A 19,621-nucleotide genomic window follows, 5' to 3' on the forward strand; every position below is an offset into this window, starting at 1 on the left:
TAATTAATTATTTGTCCAATGAGATGCTCTCTATGTTAAGTAATTTACTATTTTAAAAAGCTGAAGAAGCCGCTAAAATAGCGGCTTCTTCAGCTTTTTATATTTTTTTATATTTTTTTATATTTTTTTAAATACTTGCTGTAGCAGCTATGTTATGAACACAGGAAATAAACTCATAAGTGAATGCGTCAATTTCCTCTTTCGTAATAATATACGGCGGAAGTAATCGAATAATATTCCCTTGTGTTACATCGACTAACATCCCTTTATTCATTAACTCAATCTGTAATTTCTTTACATTTTCATTCGTGTCATTCACACTTATCCCAAACATCATCCCCGCATGACGTACTTCCTGAATATAATAAGCATTTTCTTTCTGAATATCTTGCAGTTTGTCATTCAAATATAGTGACGTTTCATAAGCTTCTTGCATTAACCCATCATCAAGTAATGTATTTAATACAGTTAAACCTAAAGCTGTTCCCATTGATGAATGAGCAAATGTTGTCCCGTGATCTCCTGGTGAAAATACATCACATAACCTTTCACCTACAATAATTCCTCCTAGCGGTATCCCGCCTCCTGCTCCTTTACCAATTTGAATAATATCTGGTGTAATATTAAAATTTTGATAAGCAAATAATTTTCCCGTTCGCCCCATACCACTTTGAACTTCATCAACGACAAGAAGTACATTATATTTTTCACATAAATTTTGAACACCATGTAAATATTCACTTGATAAAGGATAAATCCCCCCGCTACCTAAAACAGGCTCTAGCATAATCGCAATTGGATTTTCTTTAATAATGGTTTCTTCTAATTGGTCTATATTCTCGCGCTCTACTTCATATACAGGAATAGATGTTTTAGGGAAATTTTGATATACCTTTTCTTGTCTCGTAAAATGCAGTGCCCCTAACGTCCTCCCGTGAAAACTATCTTTTAACACAACTACTCCATCACGCTCTTCATTCGCAATAAATCTATATTTATCAATTAATTTTAATGTTGTTTCTGTCGCTTCCGTACCAGAGTTTGTAAAAAAGACTTTTCCGCTTTTTAAAGTACAATCTACTAATTTCTTTGCATACTCAATTGCAACTGGGTTTAAAAAATGAAACGGTAAATGCAACGATTTCGCAACTTGCTCCATTGTCATTTGTACAATTTTAGGATGATTGTATCCTAATACATTTACTCCTACGCCAGAAAATAAATCTAAATACTCTTTACCATCTACATCATACAGTTTACACCCTTCTCCTCTTTCCATTGCAACCTCTGTACGACAATATGTAGACATCATATATTCTTTATCTAATTGAAACCAATCCGACATGTTAAATTCCTCCTAGTTATTTTTCCTTTTTTAACGTTCATTCTCTATATAATCGTTTATAAATTAAGTTTTAAGATTGAAATTTTAATAGTGGTTTTCTTCCACATTTTTAGTAAAACGCGTGCTTTCTCTTCCCGATATTCATTTTTCCATAATTTCTTCTATTTCAACAGGTCCACTACATATGTGTTTTTTTCATCTAGCGGTATGTTACTGCTTTGAACTGTGCGTGTCATACATAATTAAGGCTATAGAATCATATTTAGTAACATTGGACAAAAAAGATTTGGAGGCTATATCGATGGATGAAAACTATGATAAACAGGGGCAATCTATACTAGGGAAAGACTTTAATGAAAATGACGAACGTAATGAACAAGCTAAACTTCACTCTCAAACAGTTGGTTCACGTGGACCCGTACTAGAGCAAGATAGTGTACTGCATGAGTCATTACAAGAATTTATTCATGAAAAAATTTTAGAAAGACCTGTTCATGTAAAAGGATTTGGTGCGTTCGGTTATTTTCAAACGATATATTCGATGTCTGAACATACTAAATTAAGTTTTTTACAAAATTCTAATGAGAAAGTTCCTGTTATGGTGCGATTTTCGTTAGCTGTTAGTACGAAAGGAACACCGGATACTGCTAGAAATGTACGCGGTTTTTCTACAAAATTTTATACAAAAGAAGGCATTTTTGACCTTTTATGTAATCACATTCCTGTTTTTTCTGTTCGTGACCCAATGCGTTTCCCTGAAACGATTCAAGCATTATTGCCTTCACCTAAAAATAACTTAATAGATCCTAATAGATTTTTGAGTTTTGTCGCTAAAGCACCTGAATCTATTCATTTTGTTGTCCGTTTATACTCTAATAATGGTACGGCCAAAAGTCTTCGCCACATTCCAGGACATAGTGTTAATACATATGTATGGAGAAATGCGGAAGGTAATCGAAAGTATGTAAAGTATCATTGGTACCCATTTGAAGGTGTACAGTACATTACTAGTAAAGAAGCAATTAAACTAGCTGCTGAAAACCCTGATTATAGCGGGAAAGATTTATATGATGCTATTGAAAATGGTAAACCAGTGGAGTATGGTTTATACGTCCAGCTCATGGATCCGAAAGATGAAGCTTACCTATCTTATGATCCTTTAGATGACACAAAAGTATGGGATGAACAGACGTATCCTCTCATACCAGTCGGGAAAATGGTATTAAATAAAAATCCTGAAAATTTTATGGAACAAGTAGAGAAAGTCGCATTCTCCCCTTCTAATTTACTGGATGGTGCAGAACTATCAGATGATAAAATGTTGCAAGGGCGCGCTAACATTTACAGTGATTCACAAAGAAGAAGAATTGGTCCCGAATTTCGCAAATTAACGATTAACCAACAGCAAGATTGGACACCCGCTAATCAAATTACAAGCGGTGACGGAAGGTACGTTGAAGGTAAACTTGAAAGAACTTCTATAACAAAACAGAATGACTTTACGCAGGCTGGTGAATTTTATACGAAGTTAAAACCGATAGAAAAAGAACATCTCGCTGAGAACTTAGCTAGTGATTTGAAAGTTATATCCGATGATATTAGGGAGATCGTTTTGGGGTATTTCAATCAAGTATCAACTGATTTGAAAACAAGCATTGAGACAAAAATGAAAGAGCATTAAGAAGATTAAAGTATTCTTTACGAATGAGAATTCAAATCTATATTAATTATTTTCTTGTCAAAATCCAATGAGATTATTTAATTTAAAAATATAAAGCCAATATATCCCTGTTCTATAATTAGAACAGGGATATATTGATATAGTTTAATTTTTAACATTACATACTTTATTTTGCTAAAAAATGCAATAAGTTTCCTTTCAAAATAAATTATAGTAAACTATTTTACTTGTACCGTATAATTCCCTGTTTCACCACCATACTTATATACACTTAAGTAATATTTCCCTGGCTTTGCATTATAATTTCCAAGCAATTTGTTTCCATCACGTTTTGTTGCATAAGCTACATAATTATTTAGATCTGATTCAGAATATAATACCCAGTTCAGTCCAAGATTTTGTTCGTTCGTAACAGAAATTTGTAAATCTTTTTGATCCTTTACATCAATAACAAATTTATCCCCCTGATCTTGATCGCTCAAGGTTCCTCTTAACAAAATATTCAAAGATAGTGGGTTTGCTGTTTCAAATGAATTATTTGGTTCTTTTTCTACAGCCGTACCTTCTTCCGTATTCACTCCGCTAAACACAACATCATATTCATATTGCCCAGCATTATTTACACGGTAATTTACAAAATAAGCAGTCAATGTTTTATATCCAGTCCACTCTTTTCCTGAAAGACGTTTCAACATATCATTTGTTGCTTCATTCATCACTTTCCAGTCCTCAACTTCTCCTTTAGCCGCACTTCCTGTATATGTTCCCTGTAGTGTAAATGTATTAAAGAATTGTGATTTATTCTTTGTTACTTTCACATCTTTTAATTTCGCTTCATTCGTAATATCTGAAGTAATGTCCGAAAGCGATTTTGGATCATGCTGAGTTAAATACTCATCTGATACTTGTGGAATTGTATACTTATCGCGATTATCAATAAGCATTTGCATATAAGATTGATATTCTTCATTTAACTTATTATCTTTGCTTAATGTAGCACGGTATGCATCGTAACTTGAAACATCATTTGCGCGAATCAAATCATGCACTTTATCGAACATTTCAGGGCGCTTATTATACATATATGATTGCAGCGCAAACGAATAATTATAAAAATCCCACGTTCCATATTTCGCATTTAATGTTTGTGATGCTGTATAACGTTTTGCAGGATCATTAGATAACCCACCAATTATACTTTTTCGCGGTACTACACTATCTAATCGCGTTGCACCTGCAAAGAACTCTGCGTTTCCTTCTTCAAACCATGTTAAACGTTCATTTTGATACATTTCTCCTTGTCCCCATAATCCCTGAACTTCGTACCTTCCCTGTAAGTAGTGCGTAAATTCATGGCGGAATAATTCTTCCAAACTATAAATACTTTGCTCTGGTGTACGTTCATATGTAAAGAAAGTCCCTGTCCCTTCAATATAAATCCCACCATTATTCGTTTCATATCCGTACAGTTGACGATTAAATTGATACTCATCTGGGCTATTATAAATAACCATCGTTAACACATCATCAGCATGTCCACTTTCAAGTGGTTTATCGCTACCAACTGTACGATAAAATTGAGAACGCACTTCTTTTGCCGCCCAGTATAGACGTTTAATTTTCTCTTCGCTAACTTTATCCCCAGCTTTAAAGACAATTGCTCCATCATCAAACGTATACGTTTTCGGTAAATATTTCTTTTTACCCTCTTCTCGAATTTGATCTAAATTTACAGTTTTTCCGTTCGCATCTATTCCTCCATAATTTGTAGTAATTTGTTCTGCCGCAACAAAGTATTGCTCTCCTAAATATGGATAAATTCGCATTGCATCTGTAACAACTTGTTGTCCTTTTGTCGGCGTGCTATGAAGCTTGCCCAATCGTCCAGCATAGTAAATTCCATTATTAATTAACCATCCGTTTTTATTTGTTACTGTACCAAGTAGTGCAAAACGATTTACTTCATTAATAAAGTTATCAATATTTCGAAACCACATCGTATCTTTTGGCTCTTTTCCAGTCGTGTACATATCCGTCTGAATATCAAAGTCAATTCCCTTCATCAACTCATATATAGCGTCTCCTTTTGTTCGGTCTTCAATGAAAGTTGCAAGATTATCATTATATTGTTTAAAAATTTCACCTGCATATAAAACCGTTTCAACATCTGCTGATGCATTTCCAATTAATTTTCCATATGATGCAATTACTTTATTTTGTTCTGATGTACCAAGTTTGAAATTTGGATTTTTTGCAATTGTTTTTAAAGCTGGTAAACATTTATCATGGTAGCTACGCTCATTTAGTTTGCTTAATTCATCATGGTAAAAACCTAAATAAAATGCTGCACGTAGAGCTTCTACTAATGTTTCAATCCCTTTTGAATCATCTTTCGTATAAGCTTGTCCTTGTTCTGCTAGTTTATTAATAATTGCTTGCATTCGACTATCATCTTGATAGAATTTAAGACTATCACTATTAAACTGAAATAAATCTGGAATTTGATACCATTTAATTGTCACAAGAAGATCAGTTAATTGTTTATTATTTAATTGATTTAACTCAGCCATTGAATACTTTTTTTCTTCAGCTAACGGTTTAATATTATCGTTTGGTGCTAGTGGACGCTGCGATAAATCCGCTAATTTTAACCGTTTTGTAAAAGATGCATTTTCTTGTACTTTTGAAGGGTGCGCCAATTCATCAACAGATTTCTGTATTCCTACCGGCTCCATTTGTAATACGTTCTTCACATTTTTCTCTTTTGTCTCTGCTTGAATTTGCAAACCATTACATGTTATTGTCACTAGTCCAACACCAAGAATCCACTTAGAAATTTTCGAATATTTAACCATACCATTGCCCCCTAATAATTTAAAAGAAAATTCAGAATTTTTAAACCGAAAACCTACTTATTTGTATGTATTTACAGTTCCGCTATAAATACAACTATGATTAATAATGCAATAGTAGCTTGTTTTATACTATTACGAGTACAGATTCCTTACATACAATCTCCCTTCCTTACATTTAATACAAGCAAAAACTGTGCCAATCATATTTCTTATGCATGGCCAATATTCTTTTATAAATACTGTAGAATAAAATATACATAGGTGGTTCGGCAATGTATAAATCATTTGACACAAAATCTAATTTTTATGAAGAACAAATTCATTGAATGTTATAAGTTCATTAGCCAGTACATAATTTCCAACTAAAAACATCCCCAATTTTTAAATCTCTCAAAAAAAGGTAAACAAACATATTCCATAAAGCTAATATGTTCGTTTACCTTTTTCTATTTCAAATCAACAGCAAAATATCATTGAATAAAAACAGCATGAATACGTATTTTGTTATTCATTTCTCTTTTTCATATAATCTTTTTCACATTGCAAAGGCTTGAATTTCACTTTTTTCCCTTTCTTCTTTTTCGTTTTTATAACGAGCCATTCCCCTTTTTCAACGTCTAGTTTTAGGCGTTTCATTACATTGATATTATCTTTTTCTTTATAAAGTAAAAATGCTTCTTGCGCCCTCACAAATAAGCTGGGCTGTTCGCTAAATCCACCACTATCATAAATTTTAGTTAGCGAATTATAATAAGAATCATTTTCCTTTCCACCATACATCAAATGGGCAGCCTCCAGATCTCTTTTACTTACTTCCCAAGAACTATGTTCATCAATATTTAAATTAAATGTGGATTTAATGTCCTGTATTATATTCTTCACATACTTTTCATCTCGAACTTTTCTTTCTTCGAGACAATCCGAAGATAACCTTGGTGCATCTGATTGGGAATGTACAACGTGTTGTATCGATACACACAGAATAAATATGCTTAAAATGTAAAATATTTTTTTCATATTTACATATCACCTCAAATGATTTAGATACTATATCATTTGAGGCTTACAATATTCTTATACTAATAATGTAAAAGGCCCTATAATTTAGACTATTATAGGGCCTTTCCTTTTAATATTGCTTTATTAAATTTACCGGTGAGTCCAGTACCTTACTATTTTTCACATCATATAGTCCTATAGGTGTTATCCGTATAAAAGGCAAGTGCGTCGCAGAAAAGAACAAAATGGTAAATGCCGGATCGTCATACGCGTAACCACGCTCTTGTAGTAATTTCACCATCTGTTTCTCTTCCTGTATTAATTCATTCATTTTCAAATTAGACATAATCCCAAGCAATGGTAATGCGATTTCGTGTAACACTTCATTGTTTTCTGCTACGACCATTCCACCACCGAGCTCTTTTACTCTACGAAAAGCTGTAAGCATATCTTCTTTACTTTTTCCAATGAGAATCATATCACCTGTGCCGGAATAAGAACTAGCAAGACCACCTAATTCTTTCGCAAAACCTTTTACAACTGTATTTACTCGCCAAGTACCATCACGAGCAATCATCATGAGGAAGCATTCATCATGATCTGTGGATAATTCATCACAGTCTATATTGATTTCACTAGTATATGGTTTTGTAATAACGTTATTTAATAAGTGTATCCCCGTTTTATTAGAGAAAATCATATCCTCTTTTTCTATTGACCAATCTAATGATAATGGAGTTACTTTATATTTACTCCAGTCTATATGTAATGCTTCATGCGTATTTACACCGTCACGCTTCACCCATTTCCCCTTTGCAAGGACACTAATTGGTACTGGGTTTTCTTTACTTTCTAAAATATTGATATTAGCAATTCTACCTGTCGCAATTGAACCATGTAGATGCTCCATATTATAATAACGGGCGATATTATAGCTTGCCATATGATAAGCATCTATAACTGGCACTCCTTGTTTTATCGCGGTAGATATCATTACGTTTGTCATTCCATTTTCATAAAATGAAGGATGTGAGCCGTCTGTAGTAAGAATGAATCTATCAAACTGTTTTACTCCTAGTTCCAACAATTCTTTCAATAACACTTCTAAATCTGGGCGGATTGAAGAATTTCTTAAGGAAACCGTGTAACCTTGCATAAGACGAGCGAAAGCTTCCTGCCCTGTCATCGCCTCATGATCACAATCTGTACCTAACAGTTTTAACTTTGCTAAAGTCGTTTCAGATGCACCTGGAAAATGTCCTTCTACTTTTTTATGTAATCGTTTCGTTTCCTGCACCCAATGTAACATTTCATCATCGCCATGTAATAACTTTGGCCACGCTGTTAGCTCACCGCCTTGAAGAACTGCTTTATGCTTTAGCCACTCTATTATTTCTTCACGATTAAATAAAGATTCCCCGTTTTGCAATTCAGTCTGTCCATCAAAACGACACCACCAATACATACTTGCTGAAATCTTTTCAAATTCATCTAATAAACGAAATGCTTCTTCACGTTGTAATGTGAAAAATAAAGTTAAATTATCATTAATAAAAGTCGCCGTCCCAAACTGCATCGCATAATTTGCTAACGTTTCAGGATTATATAATTGATATGGATGTGCATGTGGTTCTATGTAGCCAGGAACTACATACTTTTCATCACAATCAATGACTTCGCATTCTTGTAGTTGCGCTGGTAGTTTTTCTCCTACATAAATAATGCGATCATCATAGATCCAAATATTTGCTTGTACCCACTCGCGCATATAGGAATTTAAATACGTTGCATTCTTCAATAAAATGTGCGGACTTCTTTTACCATCTATTACTTCAACATGTTCTCTTAATTGCTTGTTACTCCATCTAAACTGATTTTCTCCCAATGAATTTCACTCCACATCAATTTACTTTTATTTATTAAAATAAAAACAATTAACTAACTAAAGTATTCTCCATTCATAACTCCCCTGTATAACCCCTCTACCCTTCATTATATGGAACAATTGCAAAAATAACAATTTTCAAAATTCAAAACATACTTCTTTGATTCTCAATAAAAAAGGATGTCGTGTAACTGACATCCTTTTTTATTGTTGAATTACTCTTGATGTTCTACTATGAATGTTAATACTGTCCTTTAAAGCAGGATTCCATTCACATTCTTTCCATCTATTTCTGAAATTCAACTTGCATCATTTTATCAAACTGTGTAAGAATATCAACCGGACCTAAAGAATTAACATTGACAGCAAATGTATGCTTGCCTCCCATTACTCCGCCTGCAAAAGTCATAAACCCAGGAATTGATCCTCCGTGACCCCATACTGAGACACCATTTGGAAGTTTAGTCTCATAGATTCCAAGACCATATCCATCACCAACCCCTTTTCCTTCTACAGGAACTGTAGTAAGCATTTCTTTTAGCTCGCGTTCCTTCAATAACTTACCACCGAGTAAAGATGAAAAGAACTTATTTAAATCGTCTGCATCTGAAATCATATCTCCCGCTGAATTAGCTAAACTCGGATTATAATACGTCATGTCTTTCAATTCACTTGTTTCGTCAATTTTCATATACCCTCGAGCATGATTCTTACCTGGAATAACGGGCGAATTCCCTGGTAAAAACGTATTTGATAGATCCAAAGGTTCAATAATGCGCTTTTCGATTTCTTCTGCGTAACTATTACCCGTTATTTTTTCAATAAGCATTCCTAGTATTACGTATCCTGTGTTTGAATACGACCAACCTTTACCTGGCGAAAAATCTGGGGGTAGAGCAAGTCCTATCTTTACTATTTCTTCTGCTGTATACGTTTTTTTCGAATTCATAATATCAGCGTCTTTTGACTTTAAATAATTAGCTATACCACTCGTATGATTCAAAAGTTGACGTATCGTAATTTGATTGCCATCATAACCATTTCCTTGAATGAGGCCGGGCAGCCACTTTTCAATCGAATCGTCAAGCTGCACACGATTTTCTCCTACTAATTGAAGAACAGTCGTAGCAGTAAAAGTCTTCGTCACACTTCCAATCCGAAAACGATAATCCGATTTCATTGGTTTCTTACTATTTAAATCCGCCAAACCAGCATTATAACTACTAATTTTACCGTTATTATACGTCTTAGCTAATACCCCTGGCGCTCCAATTTGGATTGTTTCCTGCATGACTTGTTTCCAACCATTCCGATTCTTTTGGTCATGTGCTTCTGATGAATTAGAAATATTTTGAATAGACTCTGCTTTCACAGTAAAACCGGGTGTGAATAAAGTAGTACCCGCTAATAAAACTGCCAAACTCGCTAACTTAATGGAATAACATTTTTTCATAAGGCTTTCTCTCCTCTATTCATATCGTATTGATTCAAGCTATACTTTCATCCTAAATGATAAAACTCTCTTTTTTCTTATCCATTCCTTACGAAATACTTACTTTCAAAATTAGACGCCCAGATGAGAAAAAGTAATGTATGAAAATAAAAAAAGAACGTGTTTTCAATTTTTGAAAACTCGTTCTTTTACATATTTAAAACCCTATATCAACTTTTTAGTTCATTTACTTTTACCATCCTGCACTAGCGTTCATGCCATTCCCGATAATAGTAAGTATTAATGGCCACAGCACTGGTGCTAACGTAAGAAATAGATTAAGCAGTATAAGTATTCTATATCTCCCAGGAATATTATAATTTTTACGATTAACAAATAATACAAAAACTAATAATATTATGGTCGTTACAAATAAAAGTAACACTAACAACCAATACCAAACCATTAAACTGAGACTCCATGGCTGTAATAGCTCGTGTACAATACCAAAGGTGATTCCCAATACTGCAAAACTAAAGGTAGTAACTGTTGCTTTGATAAACAATTTACTCCATTTTTTATCGTATGTATACTTACAATATAAATCTATTAACGTGTATAAAGATAAAAAGGCCATGAATACACCTACCCAAGACAATAACCAGTCTCCACCTCCTCTAACTAACATAAACAGAAACCAACACATCCCTGCTGCAGAAAAAATAAAGGAAAGGAGTATGTTTTTCAATACAGGTTTCATTCTATTTTCACACCCTTATAAAAATTTAAAAATAAATTATAATTTTTTATTTACATGCTACCCGTAATCAATTCATCTCTTTTTCATTCTATACTGATGAAGCGAAGATAAACTCATAAAAAATGTAACGAGCAATACTCTACTAAGGCAACTTTTTTCCATTGGTAGAGATATAAAAAAGTAAGTATACATTACCATGTAATTAAATATAAGTAAATGAAATTAATTTACAGTTAATTTCATTTACTTATATTAATGTCACGCTTTCCCGTCTCGCTCTATCCATCGTACAGTCTTCTCTACATCTAACTCCGTATACGTCTTTTCTCCATAACGGACAGACTCATATATCGGAATAATATCTCGCGTTCTACAAATTCTACTTAACCATTGTTGCATCGTTTCATATGACCTTCTCTGTTCGTGAAATGGTAAAGTTCTTTCCCATTCCACTAACGTTTGCCTTATCTTATCTTTAGGTAACGGCTGTTCAAACTGATGCTTCACTTTCTTGTTCTTTTCGGTTCTATCCGTATTTTCTTTTGTTATCGATTGTTTATCCTGTTCTATTTCTGAATTCATTACCTTTTTCCTCATTAATTTATAAAAAGCATATAGAATGACCACTGCAATAATTACATAAAAAACGACACTAATCCATGAATTTGAAAGAACAGAAAACACATCAGTCCATGAATTTTTTCGTACAAAAAGTGGAATTTTCCTATCTATTTTTGTTCTTGTATCTACAACTCCTGTTTCTTCATCTATAATTCTTTCAGGTTCATCAAACTGTTCGTCTAAACTAGTAAAATCATAATTTCTTTCCGATATTGTCTCCGTCTTACTAGAAAAAAGCCCTTTTACTATGTCTTGTACATGCACAACACCTTGTGATAACGTTATCGCACTAACCGTAAAGAAAAGTATCATGAAAACTCTAATACTCCAAATCTTCACCTTCATATGTCGCTCTTTATTAGCCATAACATAAACCCCTTCTTATTCTTTAATTACGACCCATTTATTCGTTCTACTGTATTTCTTTGGGGAAGTACCAAGAATTAAAGGAACTGCATCCAATTCTTTTCGCCGAAAGCCTGCTGTGTAAAAATAAGTAGACGATACAGGAGTATCTTGGTCCGATATTGAGGCAAGTACTTTTAATACATTTTGCAAATGTTTTCGGTTATGACCGTTCTTTATATGTAGCAAACCGTTATCTTTTACGCTATTGATCCATACTTCAAATGAACAGTTTTGCATAAGCAGTTGTTTACATATGCCTGCCGTTAATTCAATGAGTTCCTCTGTATCATTTCGCAAAGAAATACCGCTTTTATTTTGCAAGTTGAGATATATCGCATATTTATCTGATTGTGTTCGCTCGTACTTTTTCGCGGTTATCGTCCCTGTTTTCGCTGTTGCACTCCAGTGGATAGAACGAAAATCTTCATTTTCATACGACTTCACTCCCATTACTTTCGTTTCATCATATAAGGGGGATGACATCGCTTTTCGAAACCCTCGTGACCATTCTTGCAATTCAGGAACTTGGATTTTCGGAACAGCTGGTAAAACTAAATAAGACGGCGTTTCAACTTGTTTATACGTTATATGGTTCGTTATGAATCCAAAGGGATCCGTAATGACAATTTCAACTTCTTCCCATTTCGCAATTCCTCTTTTTACAGCTACAGCTTGCAAATCAAATGAAACTGATTCTCTTCCTTTTATATTAAAATTTATATAATAATTTGAACCTGTACTATGATTTTTGTTTATTTCATCATGATTCCAAGTTAACTTATTTTCACATTTAAATCGAAATACGATATTGAAAATAGGGAATAACGACTTGTTTGAAATTTTCATTTTGCACACATTCGCTTCACCTATAAAAACGTTTGAATTCCCTTGACTGTATTCCCATTCAACACGAGATACTTTACGTATGTATACATGCATCGCACCTATTAAAATTACATACAAAAATACGAGAGATAAAAACAATAGATTACTTGAAAATACACATAAAATAACGGCTACACCTGACATAACTCCCATTACTAAAGGCTCCGCTAAAGGTGTATACACAAGTTGTTGATTCATTGTACATTCTCCACTGGCACATTAATCGTATGAAGAATTTCTTTCATGATTTGTTCTCTCGTTGTTTTCATCTCCCCCTCAATCGTTAACGTTAAACGATGAGCGCAAACAGATGCTGCGAGCGTCTTAATATCATCTGGCGTACAATAATCTCTTTCATTTAATATTGCCCTTGCTTGAATCGCTCTCATAAATGCCAACGTCCCCCGCGGGCTTACTCCAATTTCAATTAACTCATGTTTACGCGTTGCCTCAATAATCTCAAGTAGATAATCTTGCACATCATTCCCTACTAACACTTCTCTTGCTCGTTTTTGCACTGTAATAATTTCTTCAGTTGAAATAATTGAATGTAACGTTTCTAACGGATCATTCATTTGAAAACGATTCATCATCTCCTTTTCTGCTTCTCTCGTAGGATAGCCTTGACGTATAGTTAGTAAAAAACGGTCTAGTTGTGCATCAGGTAAAGGAAATGTACCTGCCGATTCAAGAGGATTTTGCGTTGCAATAACTAAAAAAGGTTCTGGTAATGAATGTGTCTGTTTCGCAATCGTAACAGTACGTTCTTCCATCACTTCCAATAACGAAGATTGCGTTCTTGGTACAGCTCGATTAATTTCATCCACTACTACTATATTTGCAAAAATAGGACCTAACCTCGTTTTAAATTCCGATTCCTTCACATCAAAATATTCGAGACCAATAACATCTCCAGGCAAAGTATCCGCTGTGAATTGAATTCTTTGAAATTTAGCATCTATACTTTTAGCCAAACTTTTCGCTAATGTTGTTTTCCCCGTCCCAGGTACATCCTCCAATAAAATATGCCCTCTTGCTATAAGTGCTATAGCTGCAAGTTCAATCGCTTCATCTTTTCCTATAATAACCTTCGAAATATTGTCCGTAATTTTCTTTAATGTACTCATGTATATATCTCCTAACTTTATTTATTCTGAAAATTAAGAATTATTCATTTCCAAATTATAACACATCACAGTAGAAGTAAATATATTCCTATCAAAATAAAAAAAGATACCCATAGCAAACGCTAAGGATATCCTTTTCACCATATTATTTTACTAACGCTCCATTATAAGCTTTTATATCAAGAGGAGCAGTTAAAAACGATTTTACTTTGCTAACGAAAGATGTGAAGTGTTCACTCTTATTATGACTTGCAACTGCTGCTTCATCTTTCCATACTTCTACCATCGTATACACATTTTCTTTTTCCGTATCTTTATAAAGATCATAAGATACATTTCCACTTTCTTCTCTTGAACTATGAATTAGCGGACGAATTTCTTCTAAAAATGATTGTTGTTTTGCTGGATCTACTTGAAATATTGCGTGAATTATAATCATGATGTTTCCCCTCTCATATCTCACTTATTTCTGTATTTATAAAATTACTTCCATTCAGCAACTTTTTCAACTGGAAGGCGTACTGATTGGTAACCACTGTCAGCAGCTTTTCCGATTGAAATTAACATAACTGGTACGTGACGTTCTTTATCTAATCCGAATGCTTCTGCGATTTGGTCTTTTTCAAATCCACCAATTGGACAAGTATCATAACCGTGAGCACGAGCCGCTAACATAAATTGCATTGCTACAAGACCACCGTCAATTAGTACTGTATCTTTCATAACTTCTGGTGTAACCATTGAGAAGTAAGCTGAAAGTTTTTTCATTTGATCTTCTTTTACTTCTGCTGGCATTAAACCGCGCTCTACAGCTGTACCGTAAATTTCTTCCGCGTTATCAAAGTTGTTTAAATCACCAAATACAGCAATCATTGCTGAAGATGTTTCTACTTGAGATTGATTGAATTTCGCAAGTGGTGCAAGTGTCGCTTTCGCTTCGTCACTTTCAATCACTAAAAATCTCCATGGTTGCATGTTTACAGAAGATGGTGCAAGTGTTGCTTCTGTAAGAATTTCTGTCATTTCTTCTTTACTAATTTTCACTGAAGAATCGTATTTACGAATTGAACGGCGTCCTGTTAAAATTTCGTTAAAATTATTTGTTTTTACTGAGTTAGTCATAGTTGAATTCTCCCTTTTTATAGTTCTTTTATATTTTCTTGAATGTGATTTAACATAGTTAAAAGATTATCGCGCTGTTCTTCACTTAACCCTTTAAATGCTGAAGCTGCAAAACGTTCTTTTTCCTCTTGAAACGCCTGAATTTTATTTCGTCCCTCTTCAGTAAGAGAAACTAACGTAATTCTATTATCATCTGGATTTTTACGTCTTGTAATCATTTCATTTGCCTCAAGCTGCTTTAAATGCCTCGTTATCGCAGCATTATCAATATTCACTTCTTGTTGAAGTGCTTTTTGACTAATTTCACCTACTTCATATAACTGAAGTATAAGCTCTAATCGGGACTGGCTCATACCCGTACAACCTTCAAACTTCGAACTTACTTCTTTATTTAGAAAGTGTAATTTATATAAAATAATCGCTTCTTTTGAGCATGAACTTGTCAAACTATCCCTCCTTTATACACAAAATAAAAACGTTTGATGTATCAATAGTTGATATGTCAATTAATATAATCTATATCTATTTAGAATGCAAGCATTTTGTTTTCATTTATATTTTTCCAAATTAAGGCGCTTTGTCGCGTTACAAATAATGTTAATTGCACTATAATAGTACTAATTTAAATGACTGGAGAGTGATTGTAATGCGGCAATACACAAATAGAAATGAGGAATTAAAAATGGAAAATGAAATGAGGATATTCACATATGACAACAATAAATATAGGGATTGTCGCGCACGTAGACGCTGGCAAGACGAGTTTGACTGAGCGTATTCTTTATGAAACAAATGTGATTAAAGAAATTGGCCGAGTAGATAGTGGTAATACGCAAACTGACTCAATGGAATTAGAAAGACAACGCGGAATTACGATTAAAGCATCTGTCGTCTCTTTCTGTATCAATGACATAAAAGTAAATGTCATTGATACACCTGGACACGCTGATTTTATCGCTGAAGTGGAGCGATCATTTCGTGTTCTAGACGGTGCAATTTTAGTTATTTCTGCTGCTGAAGGTGTGCAAGCGCAAACAAAAATTTTAATGCGAACATTACAGAAACTAAACATACCGACTATTTTATTCGTTAATAAAATTGATCGTAGCGGTGCAAATACTGAAAAAGTTATGAAACAAATAAAAGAGGTTCTTTCAAATGAAGCATTCCCTTTCTACTCTGTAGAAAACGAAGGAACGAAAGAAGCCCGAATCATTGAATACAAATCATATGAAAATTGTATGGAACTGTTAGCACCATATAATGAATCATTACTTGAGTCATATGTAAATAATGAAATCGTACCGGGCGCACTATTAAGAGAGGAACTCATTAAACAGATAGCGCAAACAAATGTGTTCCCTATCTTTTTCGGTTCAGCCATGACAGGTACAGGTGTAACTGAACTGCTCGAAAATATTTCAGACTTAATTCCCGCTAATAAGTCGGCAGAAAATGAAGTATTATCCGGTGTTGTTTTTAAAATTGAACGTGAACCTTCTGGGGAAAAGATTGCATATGTAAGAGTTTTTTCTGGTCGTTTACACGTTAGAAAATATGTTCATATACTGCGTGATGATGCTCTAGCTCATAAAGAAAAGATTAAGAAAATATGTATGTTTCATAACGGAAATGCAGTTCAAGCTTCAATCGTTCCTAGCGGAGAATTTTGCAAAGTGTGGGGACTTAGTGATATTAAAATTGGTGATATTATCGGTGAACGGACTGATTATATAAAAGATATTCACTTTGCCGAACCACAAATGGAAGCTGCTATTGAAGCATTACCAAAAGAACGTATTCATGATCTATACGCTGCACTTATGGAGCTATGTGAAGAAGATCCGCTTATTAAAGTGTGGAAAGATGATATTCATAATGAACTATATATTCGCCTTTTCGGTGAAGTTCAAAAAGAAGTAATTGAAACAACTCTTTATGAGAAATATAATTTGCAAGTTACTTTCTCAAATACGCGTGTCGTATGTATTGAAAAACCCATTGGCATAGGGAAAAGTGTTGAAGTAATGGGCGAAAAAGCGAATCCATTTTACGCAACAATTGGTTTTAAAATCGAACGTGATGAACTTAATTCTGGCGTAACATATAAGTTAGGTGTTGAACTGGGATCACTTCCATTAGCATTTCATAAAGCAATTGAAGATACTGTATTTCAAACGTTAAAACAAGGTTTATACGGATGGGAAGTTACGGACATTATCGTCACGTTAACACATACAGGTTATGCTAGTCCTGTTACAACAGCGAGTGACTTTAGGAACTTAACACCACTCGTTTTAATGGATGCTTTAATTCAAGCTGAAACATATGTATATGAACCAGTAAACGAGTTTGAATTGAATGTACCGGAGTACGCAATTAGTACCGCGATGTATAAATTAGCTGCTATTCCAGCAACTTTTAGCGAGCCTAAATTATACAATGATTCTTACCAGTTAACAGGCTCATTACCTGTTGCGAAAACAGAGAATTTTAAGCGAATACTCCATTCATTCACTGAAGGAGAAGGAATATTTACAATGAAGCCATCTGGTTACAAAGAACTGAAGGCTCCCTTCCCTACTCGAAAACGTGTTGATTATAATCCGCTGAATCGTAAGGATTATTTACTTCATGTTTTGAGGGCTTATTAAGTAAAAAAGAGGTGCAAATCGCACCTCTTTTTGCATGTATTGATAGGTTAGTTTGTCCTAATAACTTCTTTAAGTTTTTCTATTATATTTGCTATCGCCTCAATTGAATTCTCTGTTTCATATTCCCCAACATTTACAGAATGATTTGCATTTTTAACAACATCGATCGTTAGGTTCGTTTTATTCAACTGATCAATTTGATCTGCATTATATTGGTGATCTTTATCTCCAATTACTAATATCCCTTCATGATAACTATGTAAAATCGCCTCAAAAATAGAATCAAAAGTTAGTAAAGGTGTAAGTAGTATCATTTTTGACTGTAAAAACTCTTCTCTCTTCATTAAATCATTTGCAATCGGAATTGTTCCAAGTGACTTCCCTAAAAACATAGTATCGTTATATTGCTTACCCTTTAATACTTCCTTCATTATAGGATTAATATCATCCATCATTACTTTCGTTATTTCTTCCATTGATTTATTCATTACTTGTTCGTCATAAGAATAATGAATATGTACTACATCTATTTTATGTTCAAGCATTAACATCGTCGCATAATAAAATAACGGTTTATCGTAATTATATCCTGAACCTGAGAACATAAAGCATATCTTATTTGAACCTTTTTCAATATGTGTATATGGAATTACTTTTCCTTCTATATGAATCTCTTTTTTTGTCCCCTTCACCCTTATCCCCTCCTAATACATTTACTTTTGTAAAACGATATGTGCTGTATGAACTGATACATCCTTTACTTTCTCTTTTATAAACGCTGGCTGTAAGTTATATGTATCTAACTCTTCTACCGGCACCCACTTAAAGAAATATGTTCTACCTTCTTCTTCCAAAATATATTCCTCTGCCCCATTTGCAGGTAACTCATGAAGCTCTACTTCATAATAAAAACTAATTTCATGAAATTTCCTCTCAGAAAGTGTAAAGAAATTTTCTACTGACCATATTAATCTATTTATCTCGATAGGAACTGCTAACTCTTCAGCAAGCTCTCGTTTTAACGCATCTTCACTATTTTCTAGCATTTTCACTCTTCCGCCTGGTACGTACCAAAAATCTTCACCGTCACCTTGTAGAATAAGAATTTTATTATCATGTTTACAAATTGCTCCGACTCGGTAATTAAAACATGTTTCCTCTACTTTAAATGTAAGATCCATCCCTCATTCCCCCTATACTTTATTTAAAAATCACTATAAAACTATTATGTATGTGATGTACAAATAAGATTACTCAATTTTTCTATTCCATTCAATAATTTTTTAACTTTCCAAAAACAATACGCATCATTTGTCATCACAAGTATAAATACATATGTCACGATCATTGCACACACTAGAGCAGCATTATGGGGGACGAATGGAAACATTGTCAATGCACAAAACTGAAAAATCAAATAATTTATAAGAAATCATTATAAAAGATAAAGTAAAACTTCAATAAATGGAGTTTTTATCTTTACCCTGTTGTTTTTAAATATTGTTAAGACATTATAAAAAAACGCAAGGTCAACTTATGTGCTAATTAATTCTTTTTCTAGAAAAAGCGTCTTTTATTGCACTTGTTAATACATTTAGGAATAATAAAATAGCCATAACTAGCGTTAATACGTTAAATTGCTTTGTTTTATAAGGAGCGAACCATTCCGTAAAGAACTCTGAATTAACGAGACGCTCCCCAACTCCTCCTTCCTTGAAATTCGGTATCCACGAAGTCATATCAAGGATGATAAAAATTAGTTGCATAACGAAAAATGCTCCAAGAGTTTTCAGCCAATTTCGTATTCGAATAGGACGCCCTTTTTTTGATGTCATTTAAATGATCCT

At 33.7% G+C, this 19,621-nt stretch carries 17 protein-coding genes; 2 read left to right on the top strand and 15 right to left on the bottom strand.

What is annotated here, in order from left to right; all coding sequences use genetic code 11:
- Nucleotides 1-127 precede the first annotated feature (127 nt).
- Nucleotides 128-1,345 (bottom strand): aspartate aminotransferase family protein, encoded by a 1,218-nt coding sequence (locus OXT04_RS05000; protein ID WP_001286460.1) that lies wholly within the window; start codon nt 1,343-1,345, stop codon nt 128-130.
- Nucleotides 1,346-1,646: 301 nt separating this feature from the next.
- Here OXT04_RS05000 and OXT04_RS05005 point away from each other — a divergent pair, with 301 nt between their 5' ends.
- Nucleotides 1,647-3,026: a catalase gene (locus tag OXT04_RS05005; RefSeq protein WP_267413575.1), complete on the top strand. Its 1,380-nt coding sequence runs from the start codon at nt 1,647-1,649 to the stop codon at nt 3,024-3,026.
- A gap of 218 nt (nt 3,027-3,244) precedes the next feature.
- Here the strand turns inward: OXT04_RS05005 and colA are convergent, their stop codons facing one another.
- The 11 genes from colA to OXT04_RS05060 form a co-directional block, all read right to left on the bottom strand.
- A complete protein-coding gene (gene colA / locus OXT04_RS05010; protein WP_071714180.1) occupies nt 3,245-5,881 on the bottom strand; it encodes a collagenase ColA in 2,637 nt (878 codons plus the stop codon).
- A gap of 504 nt (nt 5,882-6,385) precedes the next feature.
- A complete protein-coding gene (locus OXT04_RS05015; protein WP_267413579.1) occupies nt 6,386-6,898 on the bottom strand; it encodes a hypothetical protein in 513 nt (170 codons plus the stop codon).
- Between the two features lie 112 nt (nt 6,899-7,010).
- A complete protein-coding gene (locus tag OXT04_RS05020; protein WP_267413581.1) occupies nt 7,011-8,765 on the bottom strand; it encodes an adenine deaminase C-terminal domain-containing protein in 1,755 nt (584 codons plus the stop codon).
- A gap of 286 nt (nt 8,766-9,051) precedes the next feature.
- Nucleotides 9,052-10,218: a serine hydrolase domain-containing protein gene (locus OXT04_RS05025; protein WP_000710680.1), complete on the bottom strand. Its 1,167-nt coding sequence runs from the start codon at nt 10,216-10,218 to the stop codon at nt 9,052-9,054.
- A 232-nt stretch (nt 10,219-10,450) separates the two neighbouring features.
- Nucleotides 10,451-10,957: a DUF3902 family protein gene (locus OXT04_RS05030; protein WP_000805743.1), complete on the bottom strand. Its 507-nt coding sequence runs from the start codon at nt 10,955-10,957 to the stop codon at nt 10,451-10,453.
- Nucleotides 10,958-11,215: 258 nt separating this feature from the next.
- Nucleotides 11,216-11,944 (bottom strand): hypothetical protein, encoded by a 729-nt coding sequence (locus OXT04_RS05035; RefSeq protein ID WP_001284442.1) that lies wholly within the window; start codon nt 11,942-11,944, stop codon nt 11,216-11,218.
- Between the two features lie 15 nt (nt 11,945-11,959).
- On the bottom strand, nt 11,960-13,069 hold the full coding sequence (locus OXT04_RS05040) for a DUF58 domain-containing protein (protein WP_001075956.1): 1,110 nt from the start codon (nt 13,067-13,069) through the stop codon (nt 11,960-11,962).
- Nucleotides 13,066-13,998 carry an AAA family ATPase gene (locus OXT04_RS05045; protein WP_000105647.1) on the bottom strand — a complete coding sequence of 311 codons (933 nt, stop codon included), beginning with the start codon at nt 13,996-13,998 and terminating at the stop codon, nt 13,066-13,068. Before OXT04_RS05045 ends, OXT04_RS05040 begins: the two co-directional genes overlap by 4 nt.
- Before the next feature lie 145 nt (nt 13,999-14,143).
- Nucleotides 14,144-14,437, bottom strand: a complete 294-nt coding sequence (locus OXT04_RS05050; protein WP_000583827.1) for a putative quinol monooxygenase — start codon at nt 14,435-14,437, stop codon at nt 14,144-14,146.
- A gap of 44 nt (nt 14,438-14,481) precedes the next feature.
- Entirely contained in the window at nt 14,482-15,120 is a 639-nt protein-coding gene (locus tag OXT04_RS05055) for a nitroreductase family protein (protein ID WP_061660012.1), read from the bottom strand.
- Nucleotides 15,121-15,137: 17 nt separating this feature from the next.
- Nucleotides 15,138-15,566 carry a MarR family winged helix-turn-helix transcriptional regulator gene (locus OXT04_RS05060; RefSeq protein ID WP_000204169.1) on the bottom strand — a complete coding sequence of 143 codons (429 nt, stop codon included), beginning with the start codon at nt 15,564-15,566 and terminating at the stop codon, nt 15,138-15,140.
- Between the two features lie 264 nt (nt 15,567-15,830).
- Here OXT04_RS05060 and OXT04_RS05065 point away from each other — a divergent pair, with 264 nt between their 5' ends.
- Nucleotides 15,831-17,774 (top strand): elongation factor G, encoded by a 1,944-nt coding sequence (locus OXT04_RS05065; RefSeq protein ID WP_267413597.1) that lies wholly within the window; start codon nt 15,831-15,833, stop codon nt 17,772-17,774.
- A 47-nt stretch (nt 17,775-17,821) separates the two neighbouring features.
- Here the strand turns inward: OXT04_RS05065 and OXT04_RS05070 are convergent, their stop codons facing one another.
- From OXT04_RS05070 to OXT04_RS05080, 3 genes are all read right to left on the bottom strand, one after another.
- Nucleotides 17,822-18,466, bottom strand: coding sequence for an alpha/beta hydrolase (locus OXT04_RS05070; protein WP_098237220.1), 645 nt, complete (start codon nt 18,464-18,466; stop codon nt 17,822-17,824).
- A gap of 21 nt (nt 18,467-18,487) precedes the next feature.
- Nucleotides 18,488-18,955: an NUDIX hydrolase gene (locus tag OXT04_RS05075; protein ID WP_000366233.1), complete on the bottom strand. Its 468-nt coding sequence runs from the start codon at nt 18,953-18,955 to the stop codon at nt 18,488-18,490.
- A 360-nt stretch (nt 18,956-19,315) separates the two neighbouring features.
- Nucleotides 19,316-19,609 carry a YfzA family protein gene (locus OXT04_RS05080; protein WP_000202090.1) on the bottom strand — a complete coding sequence of 98 codons (294 nt, stop codon included), beginning with the start codon at nt 19,607-19,609 and terminating at the stop codon, nt 19,316-19,318.
- Nucleotides 19,610-19,621: the final 12 nt, after the last annotated feature.

This window comes from Bacillus sp. GC_Bacil_1 (assembly GCF_026540675.1).
Lineage (GTDB): Bacteria > Bacillota > Bacilli > Bacillales > Bacillaceae_G > Bacillus_A > Bacillus_A cereus.

What these genes read in the sequence shown, in the direction of transcription:
- OXT04_RS05000 (WP_001286460.1), bottom strand. Translation starts at nt 1,345, where the DNA reads ATGTCGGATTGGTTTCAATTAGATAAAGAATATATGATGTCTACATAT.
- OXT04_RS05005 (WP_267413575.1), top strand. Translation starts at nt 1,647, where the DNA reads ATGGATGAAAACTATGATAAACAGGGGCAATCTATACTAGGGAAAGAC.
- colA (WP_071714180.1), bottom strand. Translation starts at nt 5,881, where the DNA reads ATGGTTAAATATTCGAAAATTTCTAAGTGGATTCTTGGTGTTGGACTA.
- OXT04_RS05015 (WP_267413579.1), bottom strand. Translation starts at nt 6,898, where the DNA reads ATGAAAAAAATATTTTACATTTTAAGCATATTTATTCTGTGTGTATCG.
- OXT04_RS05025 (WP_000710680.1), bottom strand. Translation starts at nt 10,218, where the DNA reads ATGAAAAAATGTTATTCCATTAAGTTAGCGAGTTTGGCAGTTTTATTA.
- OXT04_RS05030 (WP_000805743.1), bottom strand. Translation starts at nt 10,957, where the DNA reads ATGAAACCTGTATTGAAAAACATACTCCTTTCCTTTATTTTTTCTGCA.
- OXT04_RS05035 (WP_001284442.1), bottom strand. Translation starts at nt 11,944, where the DNA reads ATGGCTAATAAAGAGCGACATATGAAGGTGAAGATTTGGAGTATTAGA.
- OXT04_RS05040 (WP_001075956.1), bottom strand. Translation starts at nt 13,069, where the DNA reads ATGAATCAACAACTTGTGTATACACCTTTAGCGGAGCCTTTAGTAATG.
- OXT04_RS05045 (WP_000105647.1), bottom strand. Translation starts at nt 13,998, where the DNA reads ATGAGTACATTAAAGAAAATTACGGACAATATTTCGAAGGTTATTATA.
- OXT04_RS05050 (WP_000583827.1), bottom strand. Translation starts at nt 14,437, where the DNA reads ATGATTATAATTCACGCAATATTTCAAGTAGATCCAGCAAAACAACAA.
- OXT04_RS05055 (WP_061660012.1), bottom strand. Translation starts at nt 15,120, where the DNA reads ATGACTAACTCAGTAAAAACAAATAATTTTAACGAAATTTTAACAGGA.
- OXT04_RS05065 (WP_267413597.1), top strand. Translation starts at nt 15,831, where the DNA reads ATGACAACAATAAATATAGGGATTGTCGCGCACGTAGACGCTGGCAAG.
- OXT04_RS05075 (WP_000366233.1), bottom strand. Translation starts at nt 18,955, where the DNA reads ATGGATCTTACATTTAAAGTAGAGGAAACATGTTTTAATTACCGAGTC.
- OXT04_RS05080 (WP_000202090.1), bottom strand. Translation starts at nt 19,609, where the DNA reads ATGACATCAAAAAAAGGGCGTCCTATTCGAATACGAAATTGGCTGAAA.